The 24,244-nt window shown below is 74.8% G+C and carries 19 protein-coding genes; 10 read left to right on the top strand and 9 right to left on the bottom strand.

Translation table 11 applies throughout. The features are described from left to right. Nucleotides 1-295 precede the first annotated feature (295 nt). Complete coding sequence (locus ACI79G_RS04760) at nucleotides 296-535, top strand: hypothetical protein (RefSeq protein ID WP_456879993.1); 240 nt, start codon at nucleotides 296-298, stop codon at nucleotides 533-535. Between the two features lie 77 nt (nucleotides 536-612). Here the strand turns inward: ACI79G_RS04760 and ACI79G_RS04755 are convergent, their stop codons facing one another. From ACI79G_RS04755 to ACI79G_RS04740, 4 genes are all read right to left on the bottom strand, one after another. Further along, nucleotides 613-2,886: a sensor histidine kinase gene (locus ACI79G_RS04755; RefSeq protein WP_456879992.1), complete on the bottom strand. Its 2,274-nt coding sequence runs from the start codon at nucleotides 2,884-2,886 to the stop codon at nucleotides 613-615. Then, the gene (locus ACI79G_RS04750) at nucleotides 2,883-4,253 is read right to left on the bottom strand and encodes a hypothetical protein (protein ID WP_456879991.1); all 1,371 of its coding nucleotides are present in this window, start codon (nucleotides 4,251-4,253) and stop codon (nucleotides 2,883-2,885) included. Before ACI79G_RS04750 ends, ACI79G_RS04755 begins: the two co-directional genes overlap by 4 nt. Before the next feature lie 94 nt (nucleotides 4,254-4,347). Then, nucleotides 4,348-5,013: a response regulator transcription factor gene (locus ACI79G_RS04745; protein WP_456879990.1), complete on the bottom strand. Its 666-nt coding sequence runs from the start codon at nucleotides 5,011-5,013 to the stop codon at nucleotides 4,348-4,350. Next, complete coding sequence (locus tag ACI79G_RS04740) at nucleotides 5,004-5,675, bottom strand: sensor histidine kinase (RefSeq protein ID WP_456879989.1); 672 nt, start codon at nucleotides 5,673-5,675, stop codon at nucleotides 5,004-5,006. Before ACI79G_RS04740 ends, ACI79G_RS04745 begins: the two co-directional genes overlap by 10 nt. A gap of 198 nt (nucleotides 5,676-5,873) precedes the next feature. On the opposite strand from ACI79G_RS04740, the gene ACI79G_RS04735 reads away from it, so the two are divergent. Beyond that, nucleotides 5,874-6,989, top strand: a complete 1,116-nt coding sequence (locus ACI79G_RS04735; protein WP_456879988.1) for an Hsp70 family protein — start codon at nucleotides 5,874-5,876, stop codon at nucleotides 6,987-6,989. Nucleotides 6,990-7,636: 647 nt separating this feature from the next. Here ACI79G_RS04735 and ACI79G_RS04730 read toward each other — a convergent pair. From ACI79G_RS04730 to ACI79G_RS04715, 4 genes are all read right to left on the bottom strand, one after another. Beyond that, nucleotides 7,637-9,457, bottom strand: a complete 1,821-nt coding sequence (locus ACI79G_RS04730) for an asparagine synthase-related protein (protein WP_456879987.1) — start codon at nucleotides 9,455-9,457, stop codon at nucleotides 7,637-7,639. Next, complete coding sequence (locus ACI79G_RS04725; protein WP_456879986.1) at nucleotides 9,454-10,191, bottom strand: PqqD family protein; 738 nt, start codon at nucleotides 10,189-10,191, stop codon at nucleotides 9,454-9,456. The genes ACI79G_RS04730 and ACI79G_RS04725 overlap by 4 nt, the downstream gene beginning before the upstream one ends. Then, nucleotides 10,157-10,354: a hypothetical protein gene (locus ACI79G_RS04720; protein WP_456879985.1), complete on the bottom strand. Its 198-nt coding sequence runs from the start codon at nucleotides 10,352-10,354 to the stop codon at nucleotides 10,157-10,159. Before ACI79G_RS04720 ends, ACI79G_RS04725 begins: the two co-directional genes overlap by 35 nt. 302 nt (nucleotides 10,355-10,656) lie before the next feature. After that, the gene (locus tag ACI79G_RS04715) at nucleotides 10,657-10,914 is read right to left on the bottom strand and encodes a hypothetical protein (protein ID WP_456879984.1); all 258 of its coding nucleotides are present in this window, start codon (nucleotides 10,912-10,914) and stop codon (nucleotides 10,657-10,659) included. 501 nt (nucleotides 10,915-11,415) lie between these two features. On the opposite strand from ACI79G_RS04715, the gene sbnA reads away from it, so the two are divergent. From sbnA to ACI79G_RS04700, 3 genes are all read left to right on the top strand, one after another. After that, on the top strand, nucleotides 11,416-12,453 hold the full coding sequence (sbnA, locus tag ACI79G_RS04710) for a 2,3-diaminopropionate biosynthesis protein SbnA (protein ID WP_456879983.1): 1,038 nt from the start codon (nucleotides 11,416-11,418) through the stop codon (nucleotides 12,451-12,453). A gap of 79 nt (nucleotides 12,454-12,532) precedes the next feature. Further along, complete coding sequence (locus ACI79G_RS04705) at nucleotides 12,533-15,421, top strand: Pls/PosA family non-ribosomal peptide synthetase (RefSeq protein ID WP_456879982.1); 2,889 nt, start codon at nucleotides 12,533-12,535, stop codon at nucleotides 15,419-15,421. Nucleotides 15,422-15,697: 276 nt separating this feature from the next. Beyond that, nucleotides 15,698-15,835, top strand: coding sequence for a hypothetical protein (locus ACI79G_RS04700; RefSeq protein ID WP_456879981.1), 138 nt, complete (start codon nucleotides 15,698-15,700; stop codon nucleotides 15,833-15,835). A gap of 721 nt (nucleotides 15,836-16,556) precedes the next feature. Here the strand turns inward: ACI79G_RS04700 and ACI79G_RS04695 are convergent. Next, entirely contained in the window at nucleotides 16,557-16,928 is a 372-nt protein-coding gene (locus tag ACI79G_RS04695; RefSeq protein WP_456879980.1) for a hypothetical protein, read from the bottom strand. A gap of 166 nt (nucleotides 16,929-17,094) precedes the next feature. Between ACI79G_RS04695 and ACI79G_RS04690 the strand changes: the two genes are divergently transcribed. The 5 genes from ACI79G_RS04690 to ACI79G_RS04670 all read left to right on the top strand — a co-directional run bounded on the left by ACI79G_RS04690 (nucleotide 17,095) and on the right by ACI79G_RS04670 (nucleotide 24,205). Beyond that, nucleotides 17,095-18,606, top strand: a complete 1,512-nt coding sequence (locus ACI79G_RS04690) for a carboxylesterase/lipase family protein (protein WP_456879979.1) — start codon at nucleotides 17,095-17,097, stop codon at nucleotides 18,604-18,606. Nucleotides 18,607-18,842: 236 nt separating this feature from the next. Further along, nucleotides 18,843-19,544 (top strand): Crp/Fnr family transcriptional regulator, encoded by a 702-nt coding sequence (locus tag ACI79G_RS04685; protein WP_456879978.1) that lies wholly within the window; start codon nucleotides 18,843-18,845, stop codon nucleotides 19,542-19,544. A 357-nt stretch (nucleotides 19,545-19,901) separates the two neighbouring features. After that, complete coding sequence (locus ACI79G_RS04680) at nucleotides 19,902-20,426, top strand: RNA polymerase sigma factor (protein ID WP_456879977.1); 525 nt, start codon at nucleotides 19,902-19,904, stop codon at nucleotides 20,424-20,426. 155 nt (nucleotides 20,427-20,581) lie between these two features. Next, nucleotides 20,582-23,755: an ATP-binding protein gene (locus tag ACI79G_RS04675; protein WP_456879976.1), complete on the top strand. Its 3,174-nt coding sequence runs from the start codon at nucleotides 20,582-20,584 to the stop codon at nucleotides 23,753-23,755. Between the two features lie 105 nt (nucleotides 23,756-23,860). Further along, nucleotides 23,861-24,205: a hypothetical protein gene (locus ACI79G_RS04670; protein ID WP_456879975.1), complete on the top strand. Its 345-nt coding sequence runs from the start codon at nucleotides 23,861-23,863 to the stop codon at nucleotides 24,203-24,205. Nucleotides 24,206-24,244 lie beyond the last annotated feature (39 nt).

Raw genomic sequence — 24,244 nt, 5'->3', positions numbered from 1 at the left:
CCGCCGCGGGGGGGGGGGGGGGGGGGGGGGGGGGGGTGGGGGGGGACCCCCCGCGGGGCCCGCGGGGGCGCCCCCCCCGCCCCCCCCCCGCGTCGTGGCCACCCACCCGTCCAGCGGTCCCACCGTGGGCGGGCGCCGGCAGCCCCGTGACGGCTGCCTGCCGGTGGGCCGGTCCGGGACTGGCAGGAACGACGCGATCGGCGTCTTTCCTGCCACTCGTGCCTCAGCCCCGCCCGGTCGACGCTGGGCCTGGCGGCGGACGCCGCCGGAGGCTGGGCAGTCCGGGAGGGGACCGATGGCCCGCTGGAGGACGACGACGCTGCGAGCCTGGCGGGGACTCCGCGAGTTCCTCGCCGTCCAGGTCGAGCTGCACGAGCGCGCGGCCCTGCGCGACCGGCCGTGGGAGGAGGACTTCCTGCACTGGGCCGACGGCGGGCGGGAGCTGCACGGCTGGCTCGTCCCGCCCCCCGGGCGAGGACGGGGCACCACGCGCAGCGGCTGGTGCCCCGGTGTGGTGCCCTCGCGTGGTGCGTAGCCCTGGACGGGTGCGCGGTCACCGGCCCGACGCCCGCCCGTCCGGAGGACGCTGCCCCGCGTGTCCGCCGTCCCGTGCTAGTGGTCGCCGGTCGGGCGGGCCATGGTGGGGGCCTGGTCGACGGGACGGGGGACCGGTACGGCGCGGGGTGCGGGTGGGGGCGCCTCCGGGTCGCCCAGCGGTACCCGGCCCTCCACCCGGGTGCCCTGCCCCGGGGCGGACCGCACGTCGAGGTGTCCGCCGACGGCCGCGATGCGGGACGTCATGTTGCGCACCCCTCGCCCGGAGTGGTCCGAGCGGGTCTCGGGGTCCCACCCCCGCCCCTCGTCCTCGACGGTGAAGAGGAGGTGGTCGTCGGCACGGTGCAGCCACACGCACACGGGTGCCCCACCCGCGTACTTGCGGGCGTTGTTCACCGACTCGAGGCAGCAGAAGTAGACGGCGGCCTCGACCTCGGGGGGGAACCGGTCGACGGTCACGCCGGTGGTGTCCAGCCGGACCTGCGGGTCCTGCCCGAGCTCGTCGCGGAGGGCGGCGACCAGACCCCGCTCGGCGAGCGCGGCCGAGGACAGGCCCGTGGCGGTCCGGGTGAGGACGGCCTCCGCGGTGTCGAGCTGCCCGACGACCTGGTCCAGCCGGGCGCGGGCCTGCTCCACCCGCCCGGCCCGGACCTCGTACTCGGCCAGCCCGAGCGTCAGGCTCAGCGACACCAGGTGGTGCTGGGCCCCGTCGTGCAGGTCCCGCTCGATGCGCCGCCGCTCGCTGTCCGCCTCGGCCACGACCCGGCGACGCGCGTCGGCGATCTCGGCGGCGTGGGCCACCGCGGCCCGCAGCTCGCGCTCGAGGTCGATGCCGGTCCGCACGGCCTGCAGCACGACCCCGAGGCTGTTCGCGATCGCCCCCAGCAGGTCCTGCCGCTGGTCGTCCGCACCGGCGACCGCAGCCCGGTCGACCGCGATCGTCCCGACCTCCTGCCCCCCGTGCCGGATGGGGACCTCCAGCGACGTCTCGGCCTCCTCCTCACCCGGCCTGACCCACCGGTAGTCCCGGTCGCGCAGCCCCGGCCGGTGCACGGTCAGCCGGCACGTGGTGGCGCCCAGGCCCTGGCCGACCGCCTCCGCGACGCCGGCCAGGTCGGGGACGCCCCCGGTCGTGGCCCGTGGCAGCGCGGCGAGCTCGGCCAGCACGCGGTACGGGGTCGGCCTGGCGCCGTAGAGCAACCGGTCGGCCGCGCGTTCGGTCAGCAGGAACACGGGGAGGAAGGCCAGCGCGCTCACCGTCACGGCCGCGGCCGTGGTGACCGACGGAGGAGCGACCGCGTTCCCGGGCCTGGGCTTACCGACGAGCAGGTCGACTACCGCGTAGAGACAGCCGATCGAGGCCGTGACCAGGACGACGACCACCCCGCGGCTGAACCACCGCTGCGCACTCGCCGCACCGGACCGCCGGCTCGTCACGAGCACGGCCACGGCCACGACGGGCAGGGACAGCCGGGACGCCCAGTACCACAGCACGATCGGCGGCAGCGACCGTGCGGTCGCCCAGTCCACGCTCCTCCAGTCGATCTGGGCCAGCCCCCGCAGGCTCAGCAACGCCAGCACGCCGGTGATGACGGCCAGCGCCGCCCCCATCGCCACGGTCGCCACCAGGAGGCCGAAGAGCAGCCGCGCCGGCGCGCGCAGCCGCTCGCTGGTGCTGGCGCGGAGCCGCCGGCGCAGGCCGGCGATCCCGAGGAGCGGCAGCACGGCCCCGGCCAGCAGGACGCAGCGGACCGACGCGGGGAGGAAGGCGGCGCTCACCAGGGCCGCCGCCGCGGCGCCGAGCGCCGCAGCCACCACCCACCGGTCGGGGCGCCCGAGGGGGCCGCTCCGCGGCGCCCAGGCCAACGCGAGCACGTAGGCGACGCAGGCGACCACCGGCAGCACGAACCGGGGGACCGCAGCGACCCGGTCGACCCCGGTGACGGCGGCCAGCACCTCCGACGCCGCGTCCGACTGCGGGCCGAAGGCGGCGGCCGAGGCGGCCAGCGCCGTCCCGAGCAGGAGCTGCGCGGGGTCGCGGGGAGGGCGCACCAGCAGGGCGCCCGCGAGGCCGAGGGTGAGCACGGTCAGCGCCGCATCGGGGATCAGCACGGAGAGGGGCTGGCCGTGCCGCGTCCCGGCGACCAGGCCCCGCGTCCACGCGTCGCTCGCGGCGACCGCCTCCGGGGTGAGGCCTGCGACGCCGGCGAACTCCTGCGCCACGGCCACGACCACCCCGAGGACCAGCCAGCAGGCCGACAGCAGCGCGCACCCGACGAGGAGGGCACCGATCCAGGTCCTGCCCCGTCGTTCGGCACGCCCGCCGGTCACCGGACCGCGACCTCCATCTCGAGGACGGCCTCCACGACCGGCTCCACCCGGTCGGGCACCCAGGCGCGGACGACGACGGGGGGACTGCCGCCCCGGCTGGTGGGTGGGGCGGCACCGTCCTCGCCGTGTGCGGTGACCCGCAGGCCGCCGCCGAGCGCGACCAGGCGGTCGGCGTCGTCGGCGAGCACCGCCTCGAGACGGGCCGGAGCCACCGGCGGGGCGGGGTCGTCGAGGACCACGCTGATCTCGCCGTGGCACTCCTCCAGGCGCAGGTTCAGCTCTCGTTCGGCGGGTCGTCCGGCCAGCTCGCGGAGTGCCGAGGCGGCGGCGTAGTAGAGCCCGGACTCCAGCTCCCACGCCGCCCGCGACCCCAGGTGGGCGTGGAGCCGGACCGGCCGCGGCAGGTCGGCCACCACCTCGTCGAGCGCGGCGGCCGGCCCGTGGTCGCGCAGCACGGACGGGTAGACGCCCCTGGCCACCGTGCGGAACCGGTCGAGCAGGTCGTCCAGCCGGACCCGGGCGTCGGCGAGCGCGTCCCGGACCGGCGTCAGGTCGTCCGGCCCGTCGGCGAGCCGGGCGCGGGTCGCCGCCAGGTGCGTCCGCAGCGCGGCCAGGCGGTCGTCCGTGGCGTGGGAGAGCTCCGCGAGCAGCCGCCGGCGCGCCGCGTCCCGTGCCGAGGCGAGCCGCCGGCGGGAGGCCCGGAGCTCCTCGGCGAGCTCGGCGGCCCGCCGGACCCGCTCGCTGAGCTCGGCGTTGAGCGCCACCACGCGGAGGGGCAGTGCCGCACCGTTGGCGACGTCGTGGAGCAGGTCCCGGTCGGCGGCGGTGATCGACCCCGGCTTGGTGATCGTCAGGGCGGCCCGGAGCACCCCCGCGTCGAGCACCGGCACGACGGAGTCGACGTCCGGGTCCACGAGCAGATCCGCGAGCCCGCGCACGGTCCGGCCGGGTGGGCTCGTGCCTCCGGTGTCCGGAGGGTGGTGGACGGCTTCCACCATCCGGTCTCCCACGGCCAGCCAGACCGCGGCCCGGACCGCCCCGGTGCCCTCGGCCAGCACCTGCGCCAGGCCGGGGAGGACCTGGTCGAGGGACCCGGTCTGGATCCGTCGGGCCGCCTCGGCCAGCGCCGAGTACGGGCTGGCCAGCCTCTGGCCGGCCACGCGGGCGACCGTGCGCTCGAGCACGGGCCACACCAGGAAGAGCCCGATGGCCGCGAGGCAGGCCCCGAGGAACGGCAGCGCCAGCCTGAGGAGGTTCCTGCTGTCGATCACCGCCCGGCCGCCGAGGACGACCGCGAGCAGCACCGCGGCCACCCCTCCGGTGACCAGCAGCCCGCGGAGCACCACTGCGGTGCTGACCCGGGTCATCCGCACCACCGACCCACGCCCGGCTCCCGGCCGGGCCGTGCGCTCACGCTAGGCCCAGGCGCACGCCGCGCCAACCCCCCCCTTGCGGTCGGGGTCAGTCCTCGTCGCGCTGGGCCCGCAGGTACGTGAGGACGGCCAGGACCCGGCGGTGGTGCTCGGTGGCGTCCTCGGCCAGCCGGAGCTTGCCGAAGATGCTGGCGATGTGCTTCTCCACCGCCTTGGGCGTGACGAACAGCTGTGCTGCGATCCCGTTGTTCGACCGGCCCTCGGCCATCAGCCGCAGGACGTCCAGTTCTCGTGGTGACAGTGACTCGACGGCTCCCTTCTTCTCCCCGCGGGGGTGTTCGACCAGGCGTTTGGCCAGGACGGGTTCGATGACGATCTCCCCGGCCCTGATCCGGGCGAGCGTGTCGCTCAGGACGTCGACGCTGCCGACCTTCTCCTTGAGTCGGTAGCCGATGGCCTCGGTGCCGATCTGCAGGATCCGCATCAGGTAGTGGGACTCGGCGTAGTGGGAGAGGAAGAGCAGCCCCAGGTCGGCGTGCAGGGCCCGGAGTCGTTCGGCGGTCACCAGGCCGCCGTCGGGTCCCGGGGGCATGCGGATGTCCAGGATCGCCACGTCGGCCGGTTCGGTGTCCAGCAGCTCGACCAGCGAGTCCCCGTCGGCGGTGGAGCCGACGACCTCGTGACCCGCGGCCTCCAGCAGCATGAGCAGCCCCTCGCGGAACAGGGCGCCGTCCTCGGCCAGGGCTACCCGCACGGGATCCTCACCGTGATCGTCCCCGAGCCGGGCCCCTCTGCGACGCCGACCTGACCGCCGAGCCCCTGCACCTGGCTCAGCACCTGGACGGCGTGCCGGGCCGGCACGCCGTCCAGGGAGACGACGAGCACCTCCCCGTCGCGGCGCAGCACCACCTCGACCGGCGGCCCCCCGGCCTCCAGCAGGGCGAGGCACTGGGTGACGGCGAAGTAGACGGCCCCCTCGACCTCCGGGCCGAAGCGCTCCGCCGGTGCCACGACGCGCACGGGCACGGCGACGCGGTCGGCGAACTCGCACAGCGCCGGACCCAGCCCGGCCTGGTCCAGCAACGGTGGGTAGATCTCCCGCGAGACCTCCCGCAGCTCCTGCAGCACCGTGTGCAGCTGGTCCTGCAGGTCGTCGATGGAGAGCCGGACGCCGTCCTCGTCGTCCGACAGCCGCTTGCGGACCACGCCGAGCCGCGGCACGAGTGCGGAGATCTGCAGCGACGCGCCGTCGTGCAGACGGCGCTGCAGGTGCAGCCGGCGCAGCCAGTGGTCGCGCACGACCTGCCGGGGGCCGACCGACCCGAGGTCGACCGGTCGCGACGACGGCACGTTCCCCGCAGGCCGCTCCGGGTCGGCGGCACCCCCGTCGTCCGGCCACTGCGCAGGCGTGCACATCACCACCAGATCCTCCGGCCGAGCGGGCGTGCCCGGAATGGGGCGCGCCCCATCCGGGGGGTGGGGTAGACCCCCGCATCCACTCGGTGACGGATCGCTCGCCGAGCACCCGCGCCGACGCAGGACGGACCGCACGGTCCCCCCGCCTCGTTACGCTGCGGCCGGCGAGGAAGTCCGCTGCCTCACCCAGGGGGCGCTGTGGGTTACTGCCTCGGGGTGGACCTCGGGACGACGTCCGCCGCGGCCGCGGTGGCGGACGGCGTCCGCGTGGACGTCGTCCCGCTCGGGGACCGATCGCCGGTGATGCCCTCGGCCGTCTACGTCCGGGACGACGGGTCGCTGGTGGTCGGCGACGAGGCCGCGAGGCGCGCCGTGAGCGACCCCGACCGGGTGGCCTCCGAGATCAAGCGCCGGCTCGGGAGCCCGACGCCGATGGAGCTCCGCGGGACCTCCCACCCGGCCACCGACCTGCTGGCCGCGCTGCTGCAGGAGGTGGTCGCCCGGGTCAGCGCACAACAGGGCCTCGACCCCGAACTCGTGGTCCTCACCCACCCGGCCACCTGGGGTCCCTTCCGGCAGGGGTTGTTCGAGGAGGTGCCGCAGCTGGTCGGCATCCCCGACGCGCGGACCACCACCGAACCGGAGGCCGCCGTCGCCTACCACGCCACCACCCGGCAGCTCCCGCCGGAGCGGCAGCTCCCGCCGGAGGAGATCGTCGCCGTCTACGACCTCGGGGGCGGCACCTTCGACGCGGCGGTGCTGCACCGGGACGGTCGGCGCACCGCCGTCCTCGGCACGCCCGAGGGCATCGAGCGTCTCGGCGGTGCCGCCTTCGACGAGGCGGTCCTCTCCCTCGTCGACGACGCCACCGGTGGGGCGCTGTCCGAGCTGGACCGGGACGATCCCCGGGCCGTCGTCGCCCTCGCCCGCCTGCGCCGGGACTGCACCCTCGCCAAGGAGGCGCTGACCCTCGACGCCGAGACGGTCGTCCCGGTGGACCTGCCGGGGGTCCGCCTGGAGGTCCGGCTGACCAGGGAGGGGTTCGAGGAGCGCGTGCTCGGCCTGGTCGAGTCGACCATCACCGCGTTCCGGCGGGCACTGTGCTCGGCGGGGGTCTCGCCGGAGGTGCTCTCGACGGTGCTGCTGATCGGCGGCTCGTCGCAGATCCCCCTGGTGGCCCGCCTGCTCTCGCGCGAGCTGGGGCGTCCCCTCGGGGTCGACGCCCGTCCGCAGCACGCCGTGGCCCTGGGAGCGGCCGCGTCGGTCGACCTCCGCTCCGCTGCGCACCCGCAGATCCCCCGCGGACGGTCGTGACCGGACCGGTCCGGGGGACCGCCGGTCGCGTGTCGCCGGAGTGGACGGCAGCGGCACGTCCGCAGCGGTGGTCGAGCTCGCGAGCCGGCTGCCGCCGCGGCAGCGGCTGCGCTCGAGGTACGCGTCGAGGACGGCGTCGACCCGGGTGCCGGTCTGCTGGACGGCGAGCCGGTTGGCCGTCGTGTCCTCGACCCGCTGCCGGTGCCGCGCCTCGGCGCGCTCGTCGCAGGCGCGCCGGAAGTCGACGCGCAGGCCGGCGGAGCGGTCGTCGGTCTCCCGCTCGATGGCTGCGGTCCCGACGGCTGCGGTCCCGGCGGCTTCGTCCCGTGGCGCGGCGCCCTGCGCCACCGGCGGGACGGCGCGCCGCGCGAGCTGCCGGGACAGGTGCCACGCGGTGCAGTCGTCGCAGTGGGCCAGCCAGGTGCGCGAGTGGCGCAGGCAGGGCAGGGGAGCGGACATGGCAGGTCCTCGATGTGGAGAGGGCGTCCCCGCTCTCGTCCGGGAGGCCGCGAACCGGCCTCCGGTCCGGGAACGCTGGGACCAGCGTCGCCGGGTCCGGAGTCGCCCGACACCCGGCCAACCCCCCACCTGCCGGCGCGAGCCCCCGATCCGCACCGGGGGAGGACCCCCGGGGTCGAGGGGGGCTGTCACGGGCCGGTCCCCTGCGGTCCGCCGCATCGGTGCCGGTCGGCGGTCGGCGGGCGCCGGGACGGGAGGACGCCGTCGTGCGGGCCCCGTCCTGCCTCCTGGAGCAGCCACCGCGCCAGGGTCAGCGCGAGGTTCAGCGAGTGCAGCTCCGGGACGCGCAGGCCACCGACGGCACCGCGGTCGAGGACAGCCGCCAGGGCCTCGGCGTCCAGGATCCCCAGGTCGACGACCGCGGGGTGGCGGACCAGTGCCACCAGCTGGTCCCGGTTGCGCAGCAGCCCGCGGTAGTACACCTCGTTGAAGTGCCCCTTGCGCCGGCGCGTCGCGATCGGGTCGGGCAGCGTGTCGCCCATCGCGGCGCGCAGCAGCGGCTTGCTCGGCGTCGGCTCCGGGCGGACGCCCGCGACGGCCCGCAACGCCGCCCGCAGCACCCGCCGGTCGAGGAAGGGGTGCGAGACGACCAGACCGAGCGGGTGCGCCACCGCCCACCGGACCGGGTCCCCGGTCCGGCCGCGGATGCCGGCCAGGGCGGACCCGACGGCCGGGATGGGGTGCGAGGCGGCACCGGATGCCGCCTGCTCCGCGATGCGTTCCGCCAGGGCCGTGCGCCGGGCGAACTCCGGCCGGACCCACGCCGGGACCTCGGGTGCCCGGCGGCGCCGACGGGCGAGCAGCGGGTCGAACCCGTAGGGCCGCAGCACCGTCCACGGGTCGGTGTTGTCCGCCGCCGCCCAGCGTCGCGCCTCCCGCCAGGCCCCGACCAGCCGCCCGCTGCGCAGGTCCGCCGCGAGGTGGAAGGGGTGGGTGTCGAGCACCTCGTCGGCCCCGATGCCCGTGAGGACCCGCTCGGCACCGGCCTCGAACGCCGCGAGGGTCAGTGCGCGGTCCATCGCCATGCGCCACAGCCCGGGATACGGCTCGTCGTGCTCGGGCGGGTCGGCGAAGGCGTCGAAGTCCAGCAGGTGGTCCCCGTCGAGCCGCACCGACCGCACGCCGGGCGCGACGCCGAGCGCGGAGTCGACGTACGGCGTCTCGCGGGCGAGCAGCCCCAGGTCCCGGTACACGACCGACAACCCGGCCACCAGCGTGCACCGGCCGTGGGCGGCGGCGTCGGCCGCGCAGCGCAGTACGGCGGACGAGTCCAGCCCGCCGGAGACGTGACACGCGACGTCGCCGACCGCGCGTTCCCGCACCGCGGCGACGAACGCCTCCCGGAAGTCGGCCGCGGCAGCCATGAGCGTGGCGCCTCGGCCGGGAGCGACCTCCGGCGGGGCGAACAGCGGACCGACGGCCGTCGTCAACGCGGGGATCTCGACCTGGAGCGCCGCGCCGGCCGGGACCCGCCCTACCCCTCGGAAGGGCGTGCTCGTCCCGGCCGGCTCGTTGACCGGGGACTGGGCGGCGAGGTAGCCGGCGAGGTGGTCGACGTCCAGGTCGGCCCGCCGGCCGCGCCTCCGGTGCAGCGTCGCCAGGTCGGTCGCGATGACGACCTGCTCGCCGAGACGCTCGTGGTAGAGCCGGTGCCCACCCATGGGGTCGCGCACGGCGAGGACCCGACCGGAGGGCCGGTCGTACAGCAGGAACGCGAAGTCGCCCTCGAGCGCCGCGAGGGCGGTGCGACCACCACGGCGGTAGACGCCTGCGATCCGCTCGGCGTCGTCGGCCCGGCCCGGCCCCACCTGCAGGTCCGCGCGGTAGTGCAGTTCACCCAGCAGCACCACCGTGACCCCGTCGCCGCTGCAGCTCGTGACGTGCCTGCCCGTGGCCGTCAGGGCGGCGCCGGTCGGACCGATCGTGGCGACCAGGACGCCGCCGCTCATCGGTAGCGGGCCACGGGCTCGAACGCGTCGCAGAGGTCGGGGAGGTCACCGAGGACGACGTCGTCGTCCGAGAGGCACCAGGTGTGGGTGGCCAACGGGTAGCAGCTCAGGCCGAGGACCACGGCAGCCGGCAACCCCGCGGTCCGTGCCTCTGCCAGGCAGACCACGGCCCGTTCCTTGCACGTGTGCCCGAGGACGCTGCCCGTGGCCGAGCGGCGCACCCGTCGGTCGATCTCGGCCGCGGAGCCTCCGCCCGGACGGCCCCGGAGCGGCAGGGAGGTCCACCACCGGAGGGTGCGGGACCACCCCGCCGTGGCGAAGCAGACCCGCGCAGCCGCCAGCAGGACCCAGGTCCTCAGGCGTGGGTGCCCCACCCGGCGCAGGAGGGACAGCACGGCGACGACGAGCGGGTCGGCCCGCCCGCCGCACCGGGCCGCGCCCCCGGTACCGATGCCCGGGGGCAGTTCCGCGAGGAGGGCGTCGAGGTCGGCGGCGACCTGCTGCTCGGGGACCCGGTACCGACGGGCGGTGGCGCGCACCGCCTCGGTGCGACCTCCGCGCGACAGGCCGACGAGGAGCTCCACGGCGATCGGGTCGACCGCGTAGAACGAGCCCGCGAGGTCCAGGAGCCGACCGCTGCCGTCCGGAGCCCGTACGAGCAGCAGGTCGGAGCGGAGCTGGACGGCCCCGCGAGCGAGCTCAGGGCTCCATGTAGTAGCCGGTGTAGCCGTCATGGGCCTTGCCGAACATGCCCCCGCGGACCAGCTCCGTCGCGGGGCCGACGGAGAAGGCCCGCGGCCGGGAGTACCCCCGCTGCTCGTGGGCGTGCGGTTCCCTGCGCTCTGCGCGAGCGACCGACCGATCAGGGCCGTCCAGCGGTACATCGGTGACGGGCACGGGGGCCTCCTGGTGGGGATGGGGCGGTCGGTCCTGTCGACGAGGCGGCGGGCCTCCCGTCATCGGGGGAACTGGGACCAGGCATGTCCACGCCCGGCCCTGGCTCGGCGGGCGAGGTCACAGGCCACGGGACCATCGTCCCGACGGCTGGGGCGGGCAGGGAAGAGGGCGGCCCCTACCAGGGGGTGGGGGAGACCCCACCTCCCGTCGCAGGGGGGAGGGGGGGCACCCGTGCCGTCACCGCGACCGTCCTGACGGGGACGTCATCGGCGTGGGTGACCGTCGTGCCCGGGGGACGGGGCCTACGGGAGCGACCGGGGAGCCGGGACGCCGATCGGGCTCGGCGCGGGCAGGTGGTCGACGTCCCAGGGCCCGGGGTCCGACAGCTCCAGGTAGAGGTCGAGCAGGGCGTCGACCCGGGCTCGCTGCCGTGCGACGGCGGCGCGGTGAGCGGGGGTGTCCTTGGCCTGCTGTGCGAGCCGGGCGGCGACGAGGTCGGCACCTGCCTGCACGAAGTCGGGACGGAGGTCGTCGACGGGGCTGGGAGCCAACGCGGTCATGGGGATCTCCAGGGTCCGAGTGCCGGGCCGGTCGAGCGGGGGTGCTCCCCGGGTCGTCCTGCTGTCCCGAGCGTGGCGGGACCACGCGGTCCGGACCATCGAGCGGACCCCCGGAACGGCGCGGCAGACCCCCCTCCCGTCGTGGGGGCAGCCCCCGGTGACCAGGTGGAGGCCGGAACCGAGGAGCGCCCGGTCGATCACGTGGTCACCGACGTCGGTGCACCGAGCTCGGCCGTCGTCGATCGACGGCGCGGCGTGCCCGCCCATCCGGCCCGAGGTGCTGCCGGCCCGGCGCTGAGCAGGCGTCCGGCCGCGGTGGTGGGGATCCCCGGTGGGGTCCGCCCCACCCGGGACAGGGGGCGGAGGCCGCCGGTTCTCGGGAGAGCCCGATCGATCCCCCGTCCGTGCCGCCGGAGTCTCTCCGCGAGGGCCAGGCAGCTGCTCCCTCTCCCGGAACCCACATCCCGCGCGTCACCGCGCCAGCACAGCAGGGGGACCGACGTGCCCGTCATCTCCGCTCCGCACGAGTTCAACGAAGAGGACCTGTACGTCGACCTGCACCCGGTCGTCGGGCGATCGCTGTTCCTCAAGTGCGAGGGCTTCAACTTCGCCGGGTCGGTCAAGGTGAAGGCCGCCACCCGGATGGTGGAGCTCGCGGAACGCCGTGGCCTGCTGCGGCCCGGATCGGTCCTGGTGGAGTCCTCCTCGGGCAACCTGGGCGTGGCCCTGAGCATGATCGCGGCCAGCAAGGGCTACGGGTTCCGGTGCGTGACCGACTCCCGGTGCAACCTGTCGACCAGGCTGCTGATGGAGGCGCTGGGCGCCGAGGTGCACGTCATCACCGAGCCCCACCCGGTCACCGGCTTCCTCGGGGCGCGGATCGAGTACGTGCAGGCACTGTGCGCCTCCGACGACCGGTACGTCTGGCTCAACCAGTACGACAACGCGGGCAACTGGGGAGCCCACTACGAGACGACGGCGCCCGCGATCGCCCGCCAGTTCCCGGAGCTGGACGTGCTGTTCGTCGGAGCGGGCACGACCGGCACCCTGATGGGCTGCGCCCGGTGGTTCTCCGAGCACCGTCCCTCGGTGCGCGTCGTCGCCGTGGACGCGGTGGGCTCGGTCTCCTTCGGTGCGCCTGCGGCCCGCCGGATGATCCCCGGCCTGGGCATGGGGCTGCGCCCCCCGATGCTCGACGAGTCCCTCGTCCACGACGTCGTCTGGGTCGAGGAGGCCGACACCATCCGGACCTGCCACCGGCTGGCCCGGCGCGGCTTCCTCTTCGGCGGCTCGACCGGGACGGCGGTCAGCGGCGCGGTGGACTGGCTGACCCGTCATGACGCGGAGGGCCTCACGGCGGTCACCATCGCGCCGGACCTCGGTGAGCGGTACCTCGACACCGTCTACCAGCGCACGTGGGTCCAGGACCTGTTCGGCGAGCGCGCGCTCCGTCCCGACGAGGGAGCCGAGGTCGAGCGGGCGGTGCCCCGGCCGCGGTACCCGGAGTCCCCGTCGCCCGCCCTGTCCACCCCGCGGTGAGACGGCAGCGGCACAGGTGACCGCACACCCCCCGGCACGAGCCCGGACCACTCCTCCACCGACGCAAGGAGCTCACATCGTGGGACACCCGATCGAGGTCCGGACGGCCGCCCCTGCAGCGGTCCCGGCCGTCCACGCCAGGCCGGCCCCGCCGACCCGGGACGTCGAGACCGTCCTGGCCGAGGTGCTGGCCGACCTGATGGGCGTCGAGCGGGTGCCCGCGGACAGCCACTTCTTCGAGGACCTGGGCGCCGACTCGATGGTGATGGCGCGCTTCTGCGCCCGGGTCAGGAAGCGCCCGGACCTGCCCGCGGTCTCGATGAGGGACGTCTACCAGCACCCGACCGTCTCCAGGCTGGCGGCCGCCCTCGCGACGGCCCTCGCCCCGGCCCGGAGGCCCCCGGCCGGCGCACCGGTCGAGACCGAGCTGGCCGCCGTCCTGGCCGAGGTCCTGGGCGTGGACTCGGTGCCGGTCGACAGCCACGTGTTCGACGACCTGGGCGCCGACTCCATGGTCATGGCCCGGTTCTGCGCCCGGGTCCGCAAGCGGCCCGACCTGCCCTCCGTCTCGATGCGGGACGTCTATGCCCACCCGACGGTCCGCGGCCTGGCGACGGTGCTCGGCGCACCCCCGCCTGCCCCGGAACAGGCGCCGGCCCCGGCTGCGGCACCGGTCGCCGCGGCACCGGCGAGCACGCTCCGCTTGGGCCTGGTCGGGTCGCTGCAGGTCCTGGTCTTCCTCGGGTACCTGTACGCCGCCGCGGTCGTCGCCCACCTCGGCATCGGCTGGATCCCCGGGGGTGGGGATCTGGTCTCCCAGTACCTGCGGGCGGTCGCGTTCGGCGCCATGACCCTCGGCGGCACGGCGATCACCCCGGTCGTCGCGAAGTGGGTGCTGATCGGCCGGTGGAGGCCGCAGGAGTTCCCCGTCTGGAGCCTGGCGTACGTCCGCTTCTGGGTGGTCAAGACGCTCGTCCGCAGCAGTCCGCTGCTGCTGTTCTTCGGCGGCTCACCGCTGCACGTGCTGTACCTGCGGGCCCTCGGCGCGAAGATCGGACGCGGCGTCACGATCCTCGCCAAGCAGGTGCCCGTCGCCACCGACCTGCTCACGATCGGGGACGACACGGTCATCCGCCGGGAGTCGGCGTTCCCCTGCTACCGGGCGCACGCCGGGCTCATCCAGACCGGTCCGGTCACCATCGGCCGGGACGTGCTGGTCGGCGAGGCGACGGTGCTGGACATCGACACCCGCATCGGCGACGGCGCCCAGCTGGGCCTGCGTTCCACGCTGCAGCGCGGCCAGGCCGTGCCCGCCGGCGAGCGCTGGCACGGGAACCCGGCGCAGCCGACCGAGGTCGACTACGGCGTGCTGCCGCCGGCTCCGTGCGGCACCGGCAGGCGGGCCGTCTACTCGCTGCTGCAGGTGCTGTCCGTCGTCCTGGTGACCCTGCCGCTCGGCATCGGCGGCATCTCCATGCTGCTCGTCCTGTGGCCGGGTGTCGGCACGCTGCTCGACACCGGTCCGCTCGCGTTCACGGACCCGTCGTTCTACCTCCACGCCGCGGGGATCTCCGCCGTCCTGCTCTCCGGCGGGCTGCTCCTCGGCCTGCTGGCCGCGACGACGGTCCCCCGCGTGCTCAACCTCGGGATCAGGCCGGACCGGGTCTACCCGCTGTACGGCTTCCACTGGGCGCTGCACAAGGGGATCTCGCGGCTGACCAACCGCAAGTTCCTGACCGGTCTGTTCGGCGACAGCTCCTACATCGTGCACTACCTGCGGTGGATCGGGTACGACCTGTCCGAGGTCGTGCAGACGGGGTCGAACTTCGGCACCAACGTGACGCACGAGAGCCCCTACCACGTCACCGTCGGCACCGGGACGATGGTCGCCGACGGGCTGACCGTCGTGAACGCCGACTTCTCGGCGACGTCCTTCCGCGTCTCCCGGGCGTCGATCGCGCCGCGCAGCTTCCTCGGCAACGGCATCATCTACCCGCCGCAGTCCCGGATGGGGGAGAACTGCCTGCTCGCGACCAAGGTGCAGCTCCCGATCGAGGGACCGGTACGCGAGAACGTCGGCCTGCTCGGGTCGCCGGCCTTCGAGATCCCCCGGTCGGTCGAGCGGGACAGCACCTTCGACCACCACAGCAGCGCCGAGGAACTGCCGGGCCGGCTGGCCGCCAAGAACCGCTACAACCTGCGGACGATGGGGCTGTTCCTGCTGCTCCGGTGGAGTTCCTACCTCGGGATCACGCTGCTCGGGCTCGCCGCTGCGGGGCTGCACCACACCATGGGTGCGGTGTCGATCTTCACGGCGGAGGTCGGCGCCCTCCTGTTCACCATCGTCTTCGGCGTCCTCGTGGAGCGGGCGAACCTGCGGTTCGGCCGGTTGCGACCGCAGTTCTGCTCGATCTACGACCCGTACTTCTGGTGGCACGAGCGCTACTGGAAGCTGATGTGGAACCCCGCCCTCTTCAACGGCACGCCGATGAAGGGCTTCATGTGGCGGCTGGTGGGGGTCCGCGTCGGTCGCCGGCTGTTCGACGACGGGGTCGACATCCCGGAGCGGACGCTGGTCACCATCGGCGACGACTGCACCCTCAACGCGCTGACCTGGCTGCAGGCGCACTCGCAGGAGGACGGCGCCTTCAAGTCCGACACCATCACCCTGGGGTCGGGCGTCACCCTGGGCCTGTCGGCCTGGACCCACTACGGCGTGACCCTGGGCGACGGCGCCGTGCTCGCCGCCGACTCCTTCCTGATGAAGGGCGAGGAGATCCCGCCGGGCGGGCACTGGGGCGGCAACCCGGCCCGCGCGATGCCAGAGGGCCCGGTCGCCCTGCCGGCCTGCGCCGATCGCCCCACCGCTCCGGGGCCGCAGCCGCGGGTCGGTGACCCGACCCCCGTGTCCTCCTCCGACGGACGGCAACCTGCGGCCGCACCGACCCCGACCCCGGCCCTGCAGTGAGGGGGACCCACCCGATGACCACGGCACCGACCGAGGCCGGTCCGGCCTCCTGGTGCGAGGTGCTCCTCGCCGGCGGCTCGACCGCGATCCCGCGGTGGACCCGCGACCCTCGACCGGGCGTCGCCCGGCTCGGGACGACGCTCCCCGGCAGCCTCGCGGTCCCGCTGCGCCGCCGGGCCACCGAGCTCGGGGTGCCGCTGCGGTCGCTGTTCCTGGCCGCGCACGCCCGGGTGCTCGGCGGCACTGTCCGGGGAGGCCGGCGTCGTCACCGGTCTCGTGACCCGCACCGGGGACGACACGGTGCCGTGCCGGCTCTCGGGCGACGCCGGGTCGTGGCGGCAGCCGGTGCGGCCCGTGGCCGAGGTCGAGGCCGCGCTGCGGGTGCACCCGGGCATCCGGCGGGACGACCGGTGAGGAGCCTCGGCACGAGGGGAACTGCCTGGGCCTGGTGTCGTCCGAGTTCGAGGACGTCGTCAGCCGACTGGGACAGAGCACCGGCATCCCGCTGTGCCCTGAGGTGGCCCGGTGCAGCTCTCGCCGTGCAGTTCGTGGCACTCATCCACGGTCGGTGACGTCCAGCGGATGAGCCGACCGCGCCGCGGACGGTCGCCTGCCGAGGACGGGCAACGCGGCAGCGGGTCGGCAGAGCGGGTCGGCGCGGCCGGTGACGCGCGAGGCGTCAGCCCCCCTCGTCGCCGGGGGCCTCCCCCCGCTCGAGAACGGGGGGCTCCTGACGGCAGGGCGGGGGTCAGCGCCATGTCGGGCCGGTCCGGGCCGGGCGATGCTCATCCCAGGAGAACCCGACGCCACCGCGGGCCTCGTCCGCGCGAGAGCAGCGAAGACCGGAGGAGGGATCGTGATGAACACCTACGACCCTGCAGACAGCATCGTCTACGTGCACATGGCTCCGGAGGTCGACCCGTGGAGCCGCCCGGTGGTCCAGACGCAGCGGTGCACCACGCTCCCGACCGGTTATGCGAACCAGTCCCCGCGAACCCGGTTGCGGACCGACACCAGGCCGGTCGGGATGTCCTCCCGCCGCTCTCGTCGCAGCGCGTGACGCGGGAGTCCCCGGATGACGGGCAGGGGACGCGACGCCACGACGGGTGCACACACGCACACGCTCGTGCCCGTGTCACTCGTGGCCACTGCCGATGCTGCCCGGCTGGCTCGCCTCCCCGTGGGTGACGACGACGCCGCCGACCACCGGGATCCGCCCTCCAGCGGCGCCTGTCCCGTCCGTCCCGCCCCCGATCGCCGCCAGCACCGTCGCGACGACCACGGGGCAGACGAACACCGGCGCGCTCGCCGGCAGCAGCCCCCACCCGTCCAGCGGGACCGACCCCAGCAGCAGCCAGAACGGCAGCGACGACGGGCGAGCACGGCGACGAACACCACCGACCGTGCCCCCGCAGGCGACGCCCCCCGGAGCGGCGAGCAGTGCGGGGAGCTCGTGTCCACCGGTCACCTCGACCCGGCGCACTCGGTCCAGGTCCCGGTACCGCACGTCGAGACGCCGCGTGCGGCAGTGGGCTTCGGCGCGCGGGCTCACAGTCGTCCGGGCACTCCCGGGGACCCTGCGGCAACGCCCGTCCTGCAGGCGGGGGAGGACGTCGTGCCCGGGCCGCCGGGCGGGTCCCGGTGCGCGCTCGGCGGGGGCTAGCGTCCGCGCCGTGACGGCGACGACACCGACGGTCCAGACCTCCGGCGGCGCGGTGCGCGGCAGCACCCGCGACGGCGTGCACGCCTTCCTCGGCATCCCCTACGCCGCTCCGCCCTTCGGCCCCCGGCGGTTCGCCGCGCCCCAGCCGCCCGAGCGCTGGGACGGGGTCCGGCCGGCCACCGAGTACGGACCGACGGTGCCCAAGCCGCCCTACGCGCCGCCCTACGACGTCCTGCTGCCCGAGCCGCAGATCCCCGGCGAGGACTGCCTCAACCTCAACGTCTGGACCCCGGACCCGGGCGCGTCCGGGCTGCCGGTGTTCGTGTGGATCCACGGCGGCGCCTTCGTCAACGGGTCCGGCGCGGTCCCGGTGTACGACGGCACGGCCTTCGCCCGCGACGGCGTCGTGTGCGTGACCATCAACTACCGGCTCGGCGTCGACGGCTTCCTGCACTTCGCCGACGGGGGTCCGGCCAACCGCGGCCTGCTCGACCAGGTGGCCGCGCTGCGCTGGGTGCAGGAGAACATCGCGGCCTTCGGCGGCGACCCGGCCAGGATCACGATCGGCGGCCAGTCGGCCGGCGCGATGAGCGTGGCCTGCCTGCTGGCGATGCCCTCGGCGCGCGGGCTGTTCCACCGGGCCGTGGCGCAGAGCGGCGCCGGCCACCACGCGCTGACCGCGGCCACGGCGACCAGGATCGGCGGCTACGTCGCCGAGCGGCTGGACGTCCCGGCCACGCGGGAGGCACTCGCCGCCGTCCCCGTCGGGGAGCTGATCGCCGCCCAGCAGGGGCTGGCCCGGGAGGTCGCGGTCATGCCCGACCCCGGCCGCTTCGGCGAGGTCGCGGTCAACCTCCTGGCCTTCGAGCCGGTGGTCGACGGCGACCTGCTGCCCGACCTCCCGGTCCGGGCCATCGCGGACGGGTCGGCCCGCGACGTCGCCGTCCTCGTGGGCGCCAACCGGGACGAACAGCGGCTGTTCACGGTGCCCAACGGGGTCGTCGACGTGGTGACCGACCACCTGCTGCAGCTGGCCGTCGCCGGGTACGGGCTGCCGGCCGACCGGGCGCTCGAGGTCCACCGCAGGGCTCGCCCCGGAGCGACGCCGGGGGAACTGCTGGCCGACATCGCCACCGACTGGTACTTCCGGCTGCCGGCGATCCGGCTGGCCGAGGCGGTGACGCAGCAGGGAGGGGTCGCCGGTGGGCGGGCCTGGGTGTACGAGTTCGCCTGGCCCTCGCCGCAGTTCGGCGGCCGGCTCGGCGCCTGCCACGCCCTCGAGCTCGGCTTCACGTTCGACACGCTGGAACACGAGGCGCACGGCGCGCTGATGGGCGACGCCGCCCCGCAGGAGCTGGCCGACGCCATGCACGGCGCGTGGGTCCGCTTCGTCACCGACGGCGACCCGGGCTGGGCCCCCTACGAGACCCGCCGCCGGCCGGTGCAGGTCTTCGGTGAGCAGGTACGGGTGGTCGATGACCCGCGGGGCGCCGAGCGCGCGCTCTGGGACGGGATCCGCTAGGTGCACCGACCCGGGACGTCGGTCGCCCGGCGGGTGCACGCGTCGTCCGCGTGATGCCGCCGGGCGCTGACGGGTCGGCGTCGGACGATGGTCCGGACGCGCAACGGGCGACCTCGTCCAGCCACGTCCGGGTGGCAGATCCCTCACCGTGCGTGAGTCGAGGGCGGGTCCGCCACCCCTGATCGGCAGTACCGTGCTCGGGTGGACGGGCCGTCCCCGGGGCCGGGGATCGCGTCATGAGGCCGCACCTCAGCCGCGACCAGGTGGCGGAGGTGCTCGGGTCGACGCACGTCTTCGGCGCGCTCGACCGGCGCTCACTGCTCGACCTGGCCGCGGGCAGCAGGCAACGGACCTACGGCCGGGGGCAGTACCTCTGGTACCAGGGTGACCCTGGAGACCACCTGGTCGTCGTCTGTGCGGGCGTGGTCAAGGTCGTGCTGACGTCGGAGCAGGGCGACGAGATCGTGCTCGTCACCCTGGGCCGGCACGAGACCGTCGGCGAGCTCGCCATCCTCGACGGCTCACCGCGCTCGGCATCGGTCATCGCCGTCGAGCCGACGACCGTGTTGATGCTGCCGCGGGCGGCGGTGCTGGAGACGATGGCCGCCCATCCGGCGGTCCTCGACGCCGTTCTCCGCTCGCTCGGGCAGCTGGTCCGCCGGCTGACCGAGCAGACCGGCGGCCTCGTCTTCCTCGACCTCGCAGGCCGTGTCGCGAAGGTCCTGCTCCAGCTCGCGCAGCGCCATGCGCGGGATGACCAGCACACGGTGCTCGACGTCGGGCTGTCGCAGTCCGACATCGCCGCGATGGTGGGAGCGACCCGACCCGCGGTCAACCGGATCCTGCAGCTCTTCGCGTCCCGGGGCCTGATCTCGGTGGACGGCCGCGTGATCGTCCTCCGTGATCCCTCCGCGCTGCGCCGCCGCGCTGGCATGTGACGCACCCCGGCCCGTCGTGGCCGGAGCGGCATCCGGTGCCCGGGCCGTACCGACGTACCTGTCATCCGGATGACAGCCGGCGTGTCCGCGGGTTGGCAGCCCGGCGCAGGCCCCGGCCATAGCGTCCTCCCCGCAGCCGGACCCGGTGCAGCGCCCCGACCACCACGACCGTCACTCGATCGGCTGTGGAGGCCGGCGGAACTGCGCCCAGGCTGTTCCACCCATCCAATGATCCGCTGATCGCCCCGCATCATGCGGATCCGTCCAGAACGGGACTGCTGCGCGATGGCCACACAGCTCTGCCGCACGACCGCGCACGCCGCCCGCGGATGCGACAACGGCACGTTGCTCGCACAGGTGGCGGAGGGTGATCAGTCGGCCTGGAGACGACTGATCGACGAGTACGACGGCCTCGTCCGGTCGGTCGCCGCGTCGTTCCGCCTCCAGACGGCGGACGTCCACGACGTGGCGCAGACGACCTGGCTGCGCCTGCTCCAGAACGTGCGGACCATCCGCGACCCGGAGCGGCTGGCGGGCTGGCTCGCGGTCACCGCGTCGCGGGAGTCCTTGGCCCTCCTGCGCCGGTCCGCTCGGCTGCGCCCGCTGCCCGTGGTCGACGAGACGCCGGACACCACGGCCGGTCCGGAGGAGGACGTCGTCGACCGCGACCAGGCACGGGACCTGTGGGCCGCCGTGGCCGAGCTCTCGCCGCGGCAGCAGTGCCTGCTCGTCGCACTCTTCCGGGACGAGCTGGACTCGTACAACGACGTCGCGGCCAGGTGCGCCATGCCCATCGGCAGCATCGGCCCGACGCGGGCACGCGCACTGTCCCGCCTCCGGAGCAAGCTCGCCGACCGCGGCCTGGGGCCGGCCGCCTCCTGATCCCCGATCACCGCGACCACCGCACCCGGTGTCGGTCGCCGCCGAGGAGTGGGTGCCCCTGGTGCAGGGGCACCCACCGCGGGGACAGCGCGCCGATGGGGTCTCGGGTCCTCGGACCCCTTGAAGCCGGGGACGACAGCGGTAGCGTCGTGTCGGTGGCGACTCCCCTCGCTCCGGTCGGCCCCGGAGCGAGGCCGCCCGCACCGGACGTCCGCAAGACGGTCACGATCCTCTTCGCCGACCTCGTCGACTCGTCCCGGTTGAGCCTGACCCTCGACCCGGAAGCGCTCCGGAACCTGCTCGCGCGCTACTTCGGCGAGATGAGCGCCATCGTCGGCAAGCACGGCGGAACCGTGGAGAAGTACATCGGCGACGCGATCATGGCGGTGTTCGGCGTACCGACCCTCCACGAGGACGACGCCCTGCGCGCGGTGCGGGTAGCCGTCGAGATGCGCGACAGGCTCACCATCCTCAACCGCGATCTCGAGGCCGGCTGGGGCGTCCGGTTGGCCAGCCGGATCGGCGTCAACACCGGCGAGGTGATCTCCGGTGACCACCGGCAGGGACACCTGGTCGTCACCGGAGAGGCCGTGAACGTCGCCAAGCGCCTCGAGGAGGCAGCACGGGCGAACGAGATCCTGATCGGCAGGTCGACGCACAGGCTGGTGCGCGACGCGGTCGACGTCGAACCGAGCGGGCCACGCGCCCTCAAGCACGGAGAGGTGGTCGACGCCCTGGTCGTCAGGCACGCCCGCGCGCACGCCCCCGGCCTCGCGCGCCACTTCGAGTCCCCGTTCATCGGGCGACAGGGCCCGCGCTCCGTGCTCAGGACCGTGTTCGGCCGGACGGTCAGCCAGAGGAGTTGCCACGTGCTGACCGTGCTCGGCGACGCCGGCGTGGGGAAGTCGCGGCTCGTGCGGGAGTTCACGGCCGGTCTCGGCCGCGACGTCGTGGTCCTGCACGGTCACTGCCTGCCCTACGGCGAGGGGATCACCTACTGGCCCCTGGCGGAGATCGTCCGCGGGATCACCCGGGCCAAGGGGGTGGAGCCCGACGAGCAGTCCGCGGCCACGATCGCGGCGCGGCTCGCCGCGGGAGAGCTCGCCGGGGAGGAGAAGGCCCAGCTGATCGCCCAGCGCGTGGCCGAGACGCTCGGGCTCGGCAGCGCGGGAGGAGGGACGAACGAGGAGACCTTCTGGGCGGTCCGGAGGCTGTTCGAGGCGCTGGCGCGAGCCGGGCCGCTCGTCGTCGTGGTGGACGACCTCCACTGGGCCGAGCCGACCTTCCTCGACCTGGTGCAGCACGTCGCAGACTTCTCGCGCGGGTTCCCGATCCTGCTCGTCTGCATCGCCCGGAGGGATCTGCTGGAGACCCGCCCGGGTTGGGGGAGCCGCAAGCCCAACGCGACGTCGATCCTGCTCGAGCCACTGAGCGAGGCGGAGTGCCGCGAGCTGGTGTCCAACCTGCTGGGCCGCGCGCCCGTGCCGCCCGCCGCCGCCTCCGTGATCGCGGGCTCGGCCGAGGGCAACGCGCTCTTCGCGGAGGAGCTCGTGGCGATGCTCGTCGACGACGGGCTGCTCGTGCGCGAGGACGACCGCTGGGTCGCCCCGTCGGACCTCTCCGAACTGCCCGTTCCCTCGACGATCCACGCGCTCCTCGCCGCCCGTCTGGAGGGTCTCCCCGCCGACCAGCGGGCGATCCTGACGACCGCGGCGGTCGAGGGGGTGGTGTTCCACCGGGGTGCCGTCGGAGAGCTCGCCCACCGCGCGCTCGACGCGGCGCTCGACGACGGTCTGCAGACGCTGGTCCACCGGGACCTGATCCGCCGGAACGCGGCGGACTTCGCCGGCGAGGAGGCCTACCGCTTCCGGCACGGTCTGATCCGCGATGCCGCCTACCGCTCACTGCCGAAGGGCGATCGGGCCGACCTGCACGAGCGCTACGCGGGCTGGCTCGAGGCGATGGCTGCTGACCGCTCGCGCCTGCGCGAGTTCGAGGAGATCGTCGGGTACCACCTCGAACAGGCCTTCCGGTACCGGGTCGCAGTCGGATCGGTCGACTCGCGTGCCGCCTCGCTCGCTGCACGGGCGTCCGAGCGGCTCGAGGCGGCAGGACGGCGGGCGCTGGCCCGCAGCGACCTGCCTGCGGGCATCGGCCTGCTCGAGCGGGTGACGGGGCTGCTCCGGCCCGAGGACCCGAGGCGGCCGCTGGTGCTCGCCGAGCTCGGCGCCGCGATGATCGAGCGCGGCCGGCTGGCCGAGGCCGCGCGCGTGCTCGACGAGGCGGAGCGGCTGGCTGCCACCGGGGACGACGCGTGCGCGGCGTCGCACGTGCTGGTCCAGCAGCAGTTCCTGCGGCTGCTCCACGTCGAGGAGGGCGGGGCCGAGGACGCCGCTCGGGCGATGGCCCGGGTGATCCCGGTCTTCGAGCGTTGTGGGGACGACCTCGGCCTGTGCCGTGCACGGCGGCTCGAGGCCTGGCTCCACTGGAACGAGGCCCGTGCCGAGGCAGCAGCAGCGGCGTGGGAGCGCGCAGCCGCGCATGCGCACGAGGCAGGGGCTCGTCATGTGCGGGACGAGATCCTGACGTGGGTCGCGTCCTCGCTGTGGTTCGGTCCGACACCCGCCGACGAGGGTGTGCGCCGCTGCGAGGCGATGCGCGAGGAGGTGCGCGAGAGTCCGGAGTCCGAGGCGGCGATCCTCCGTCACCTCGCCGGCCTGCACGCGATGCTCGGCCGCTTCGACCTCGCCCGTCGGCTGCTGGCGACGAGCAACGCCGCCTACGCGGACCTCGGCCTCACCCTGAATGCGGCGACGTCCCAGAACGAGGCCGTCATCGAGCTGCTCGCGGGCAACCCGGCAGCGGCCGAGGAGAGCCTGCGCACGGGATGTCGCGCGCTCGAGGAGATGGGGGAGCGCATGTTCCTCCCGACGACCGCCGCCTTCCTCGCGCGAGCGATCTTCGAACAGGGGCGCGACGCGGAGGCGGAGGACCTCGCAGACCTCAGCGCCCGACTGGCCGGGCCCACCGACCTGCTGTCGCAGGTCCTCTGGCGCGGGGTCCGCGCGCGCGTGCTCACCAGGCGTGCGGAACTCCAGGAGGCCGAGGAGCTGGCGCGCGAGGCGGTGACGATCGCCGGGGCGACCGACTTCCTCAACCACCGGGCCGACGCGTTGCTCGACCTGTCACACGTGCTCGAAGCCTCCCGCAGAGGCGACGGAGCCGTCACCGCTGCCTCGGAGGCGCTGCGTCTCTACGAGGTGAAGGGGAACGTCATCGCCGCAGCCGCAACCCGACGGCGGCTCGAGGAACTCGGCAAGTGGACATGATGGCCATGCTGTGCGCGGGGACCACTGCGTACAGGCACACCTGTGAGCCGCGGGGCTCGGATTGGCGGTGACGCGATGGCGTCAGCCGGAGGCAACTTCAACCGGGTGCTGACGATCGACGCGGAGAGGGGCATCTGGCTCCGCGGTCCTCTCGAACTCGGGGAGGACCAGACGCTGTGGAAGATGTACGTCTGGCTCTGGCAGTCGGACGGTGACGGGACGGGGGCTGCCGCCACAGCCGTGCTGGACGACGCGGACTTCGACAGCGCGGCCGCCAGGAGGGAGGGTGGTACGGAGTGGAAGACGAGGGCGCAGTCCGAGTACGGCGAGTTCCGGCCCGGGCCTGCGACCGGGATGGCCCTGGCCATCCTGAGACGAGCAGACGGATCGACGACCCCGTACTGGTGGTCCGACAGCAACGTCCGACTGGAACGAGGCGGGAGGTACTGATCGGACCCGACCACCGCTGAGCGCACCCGGCCGGACTGG

Source organism: Geodermatophilus sp. SYSU D00779 (assembly GCF_054050595.1).
The sequence above is the reverse complement of the archived record's forward strand: the minus strand, read 5'-3'. Positions and strand labels throughout refer to the sequence as shown.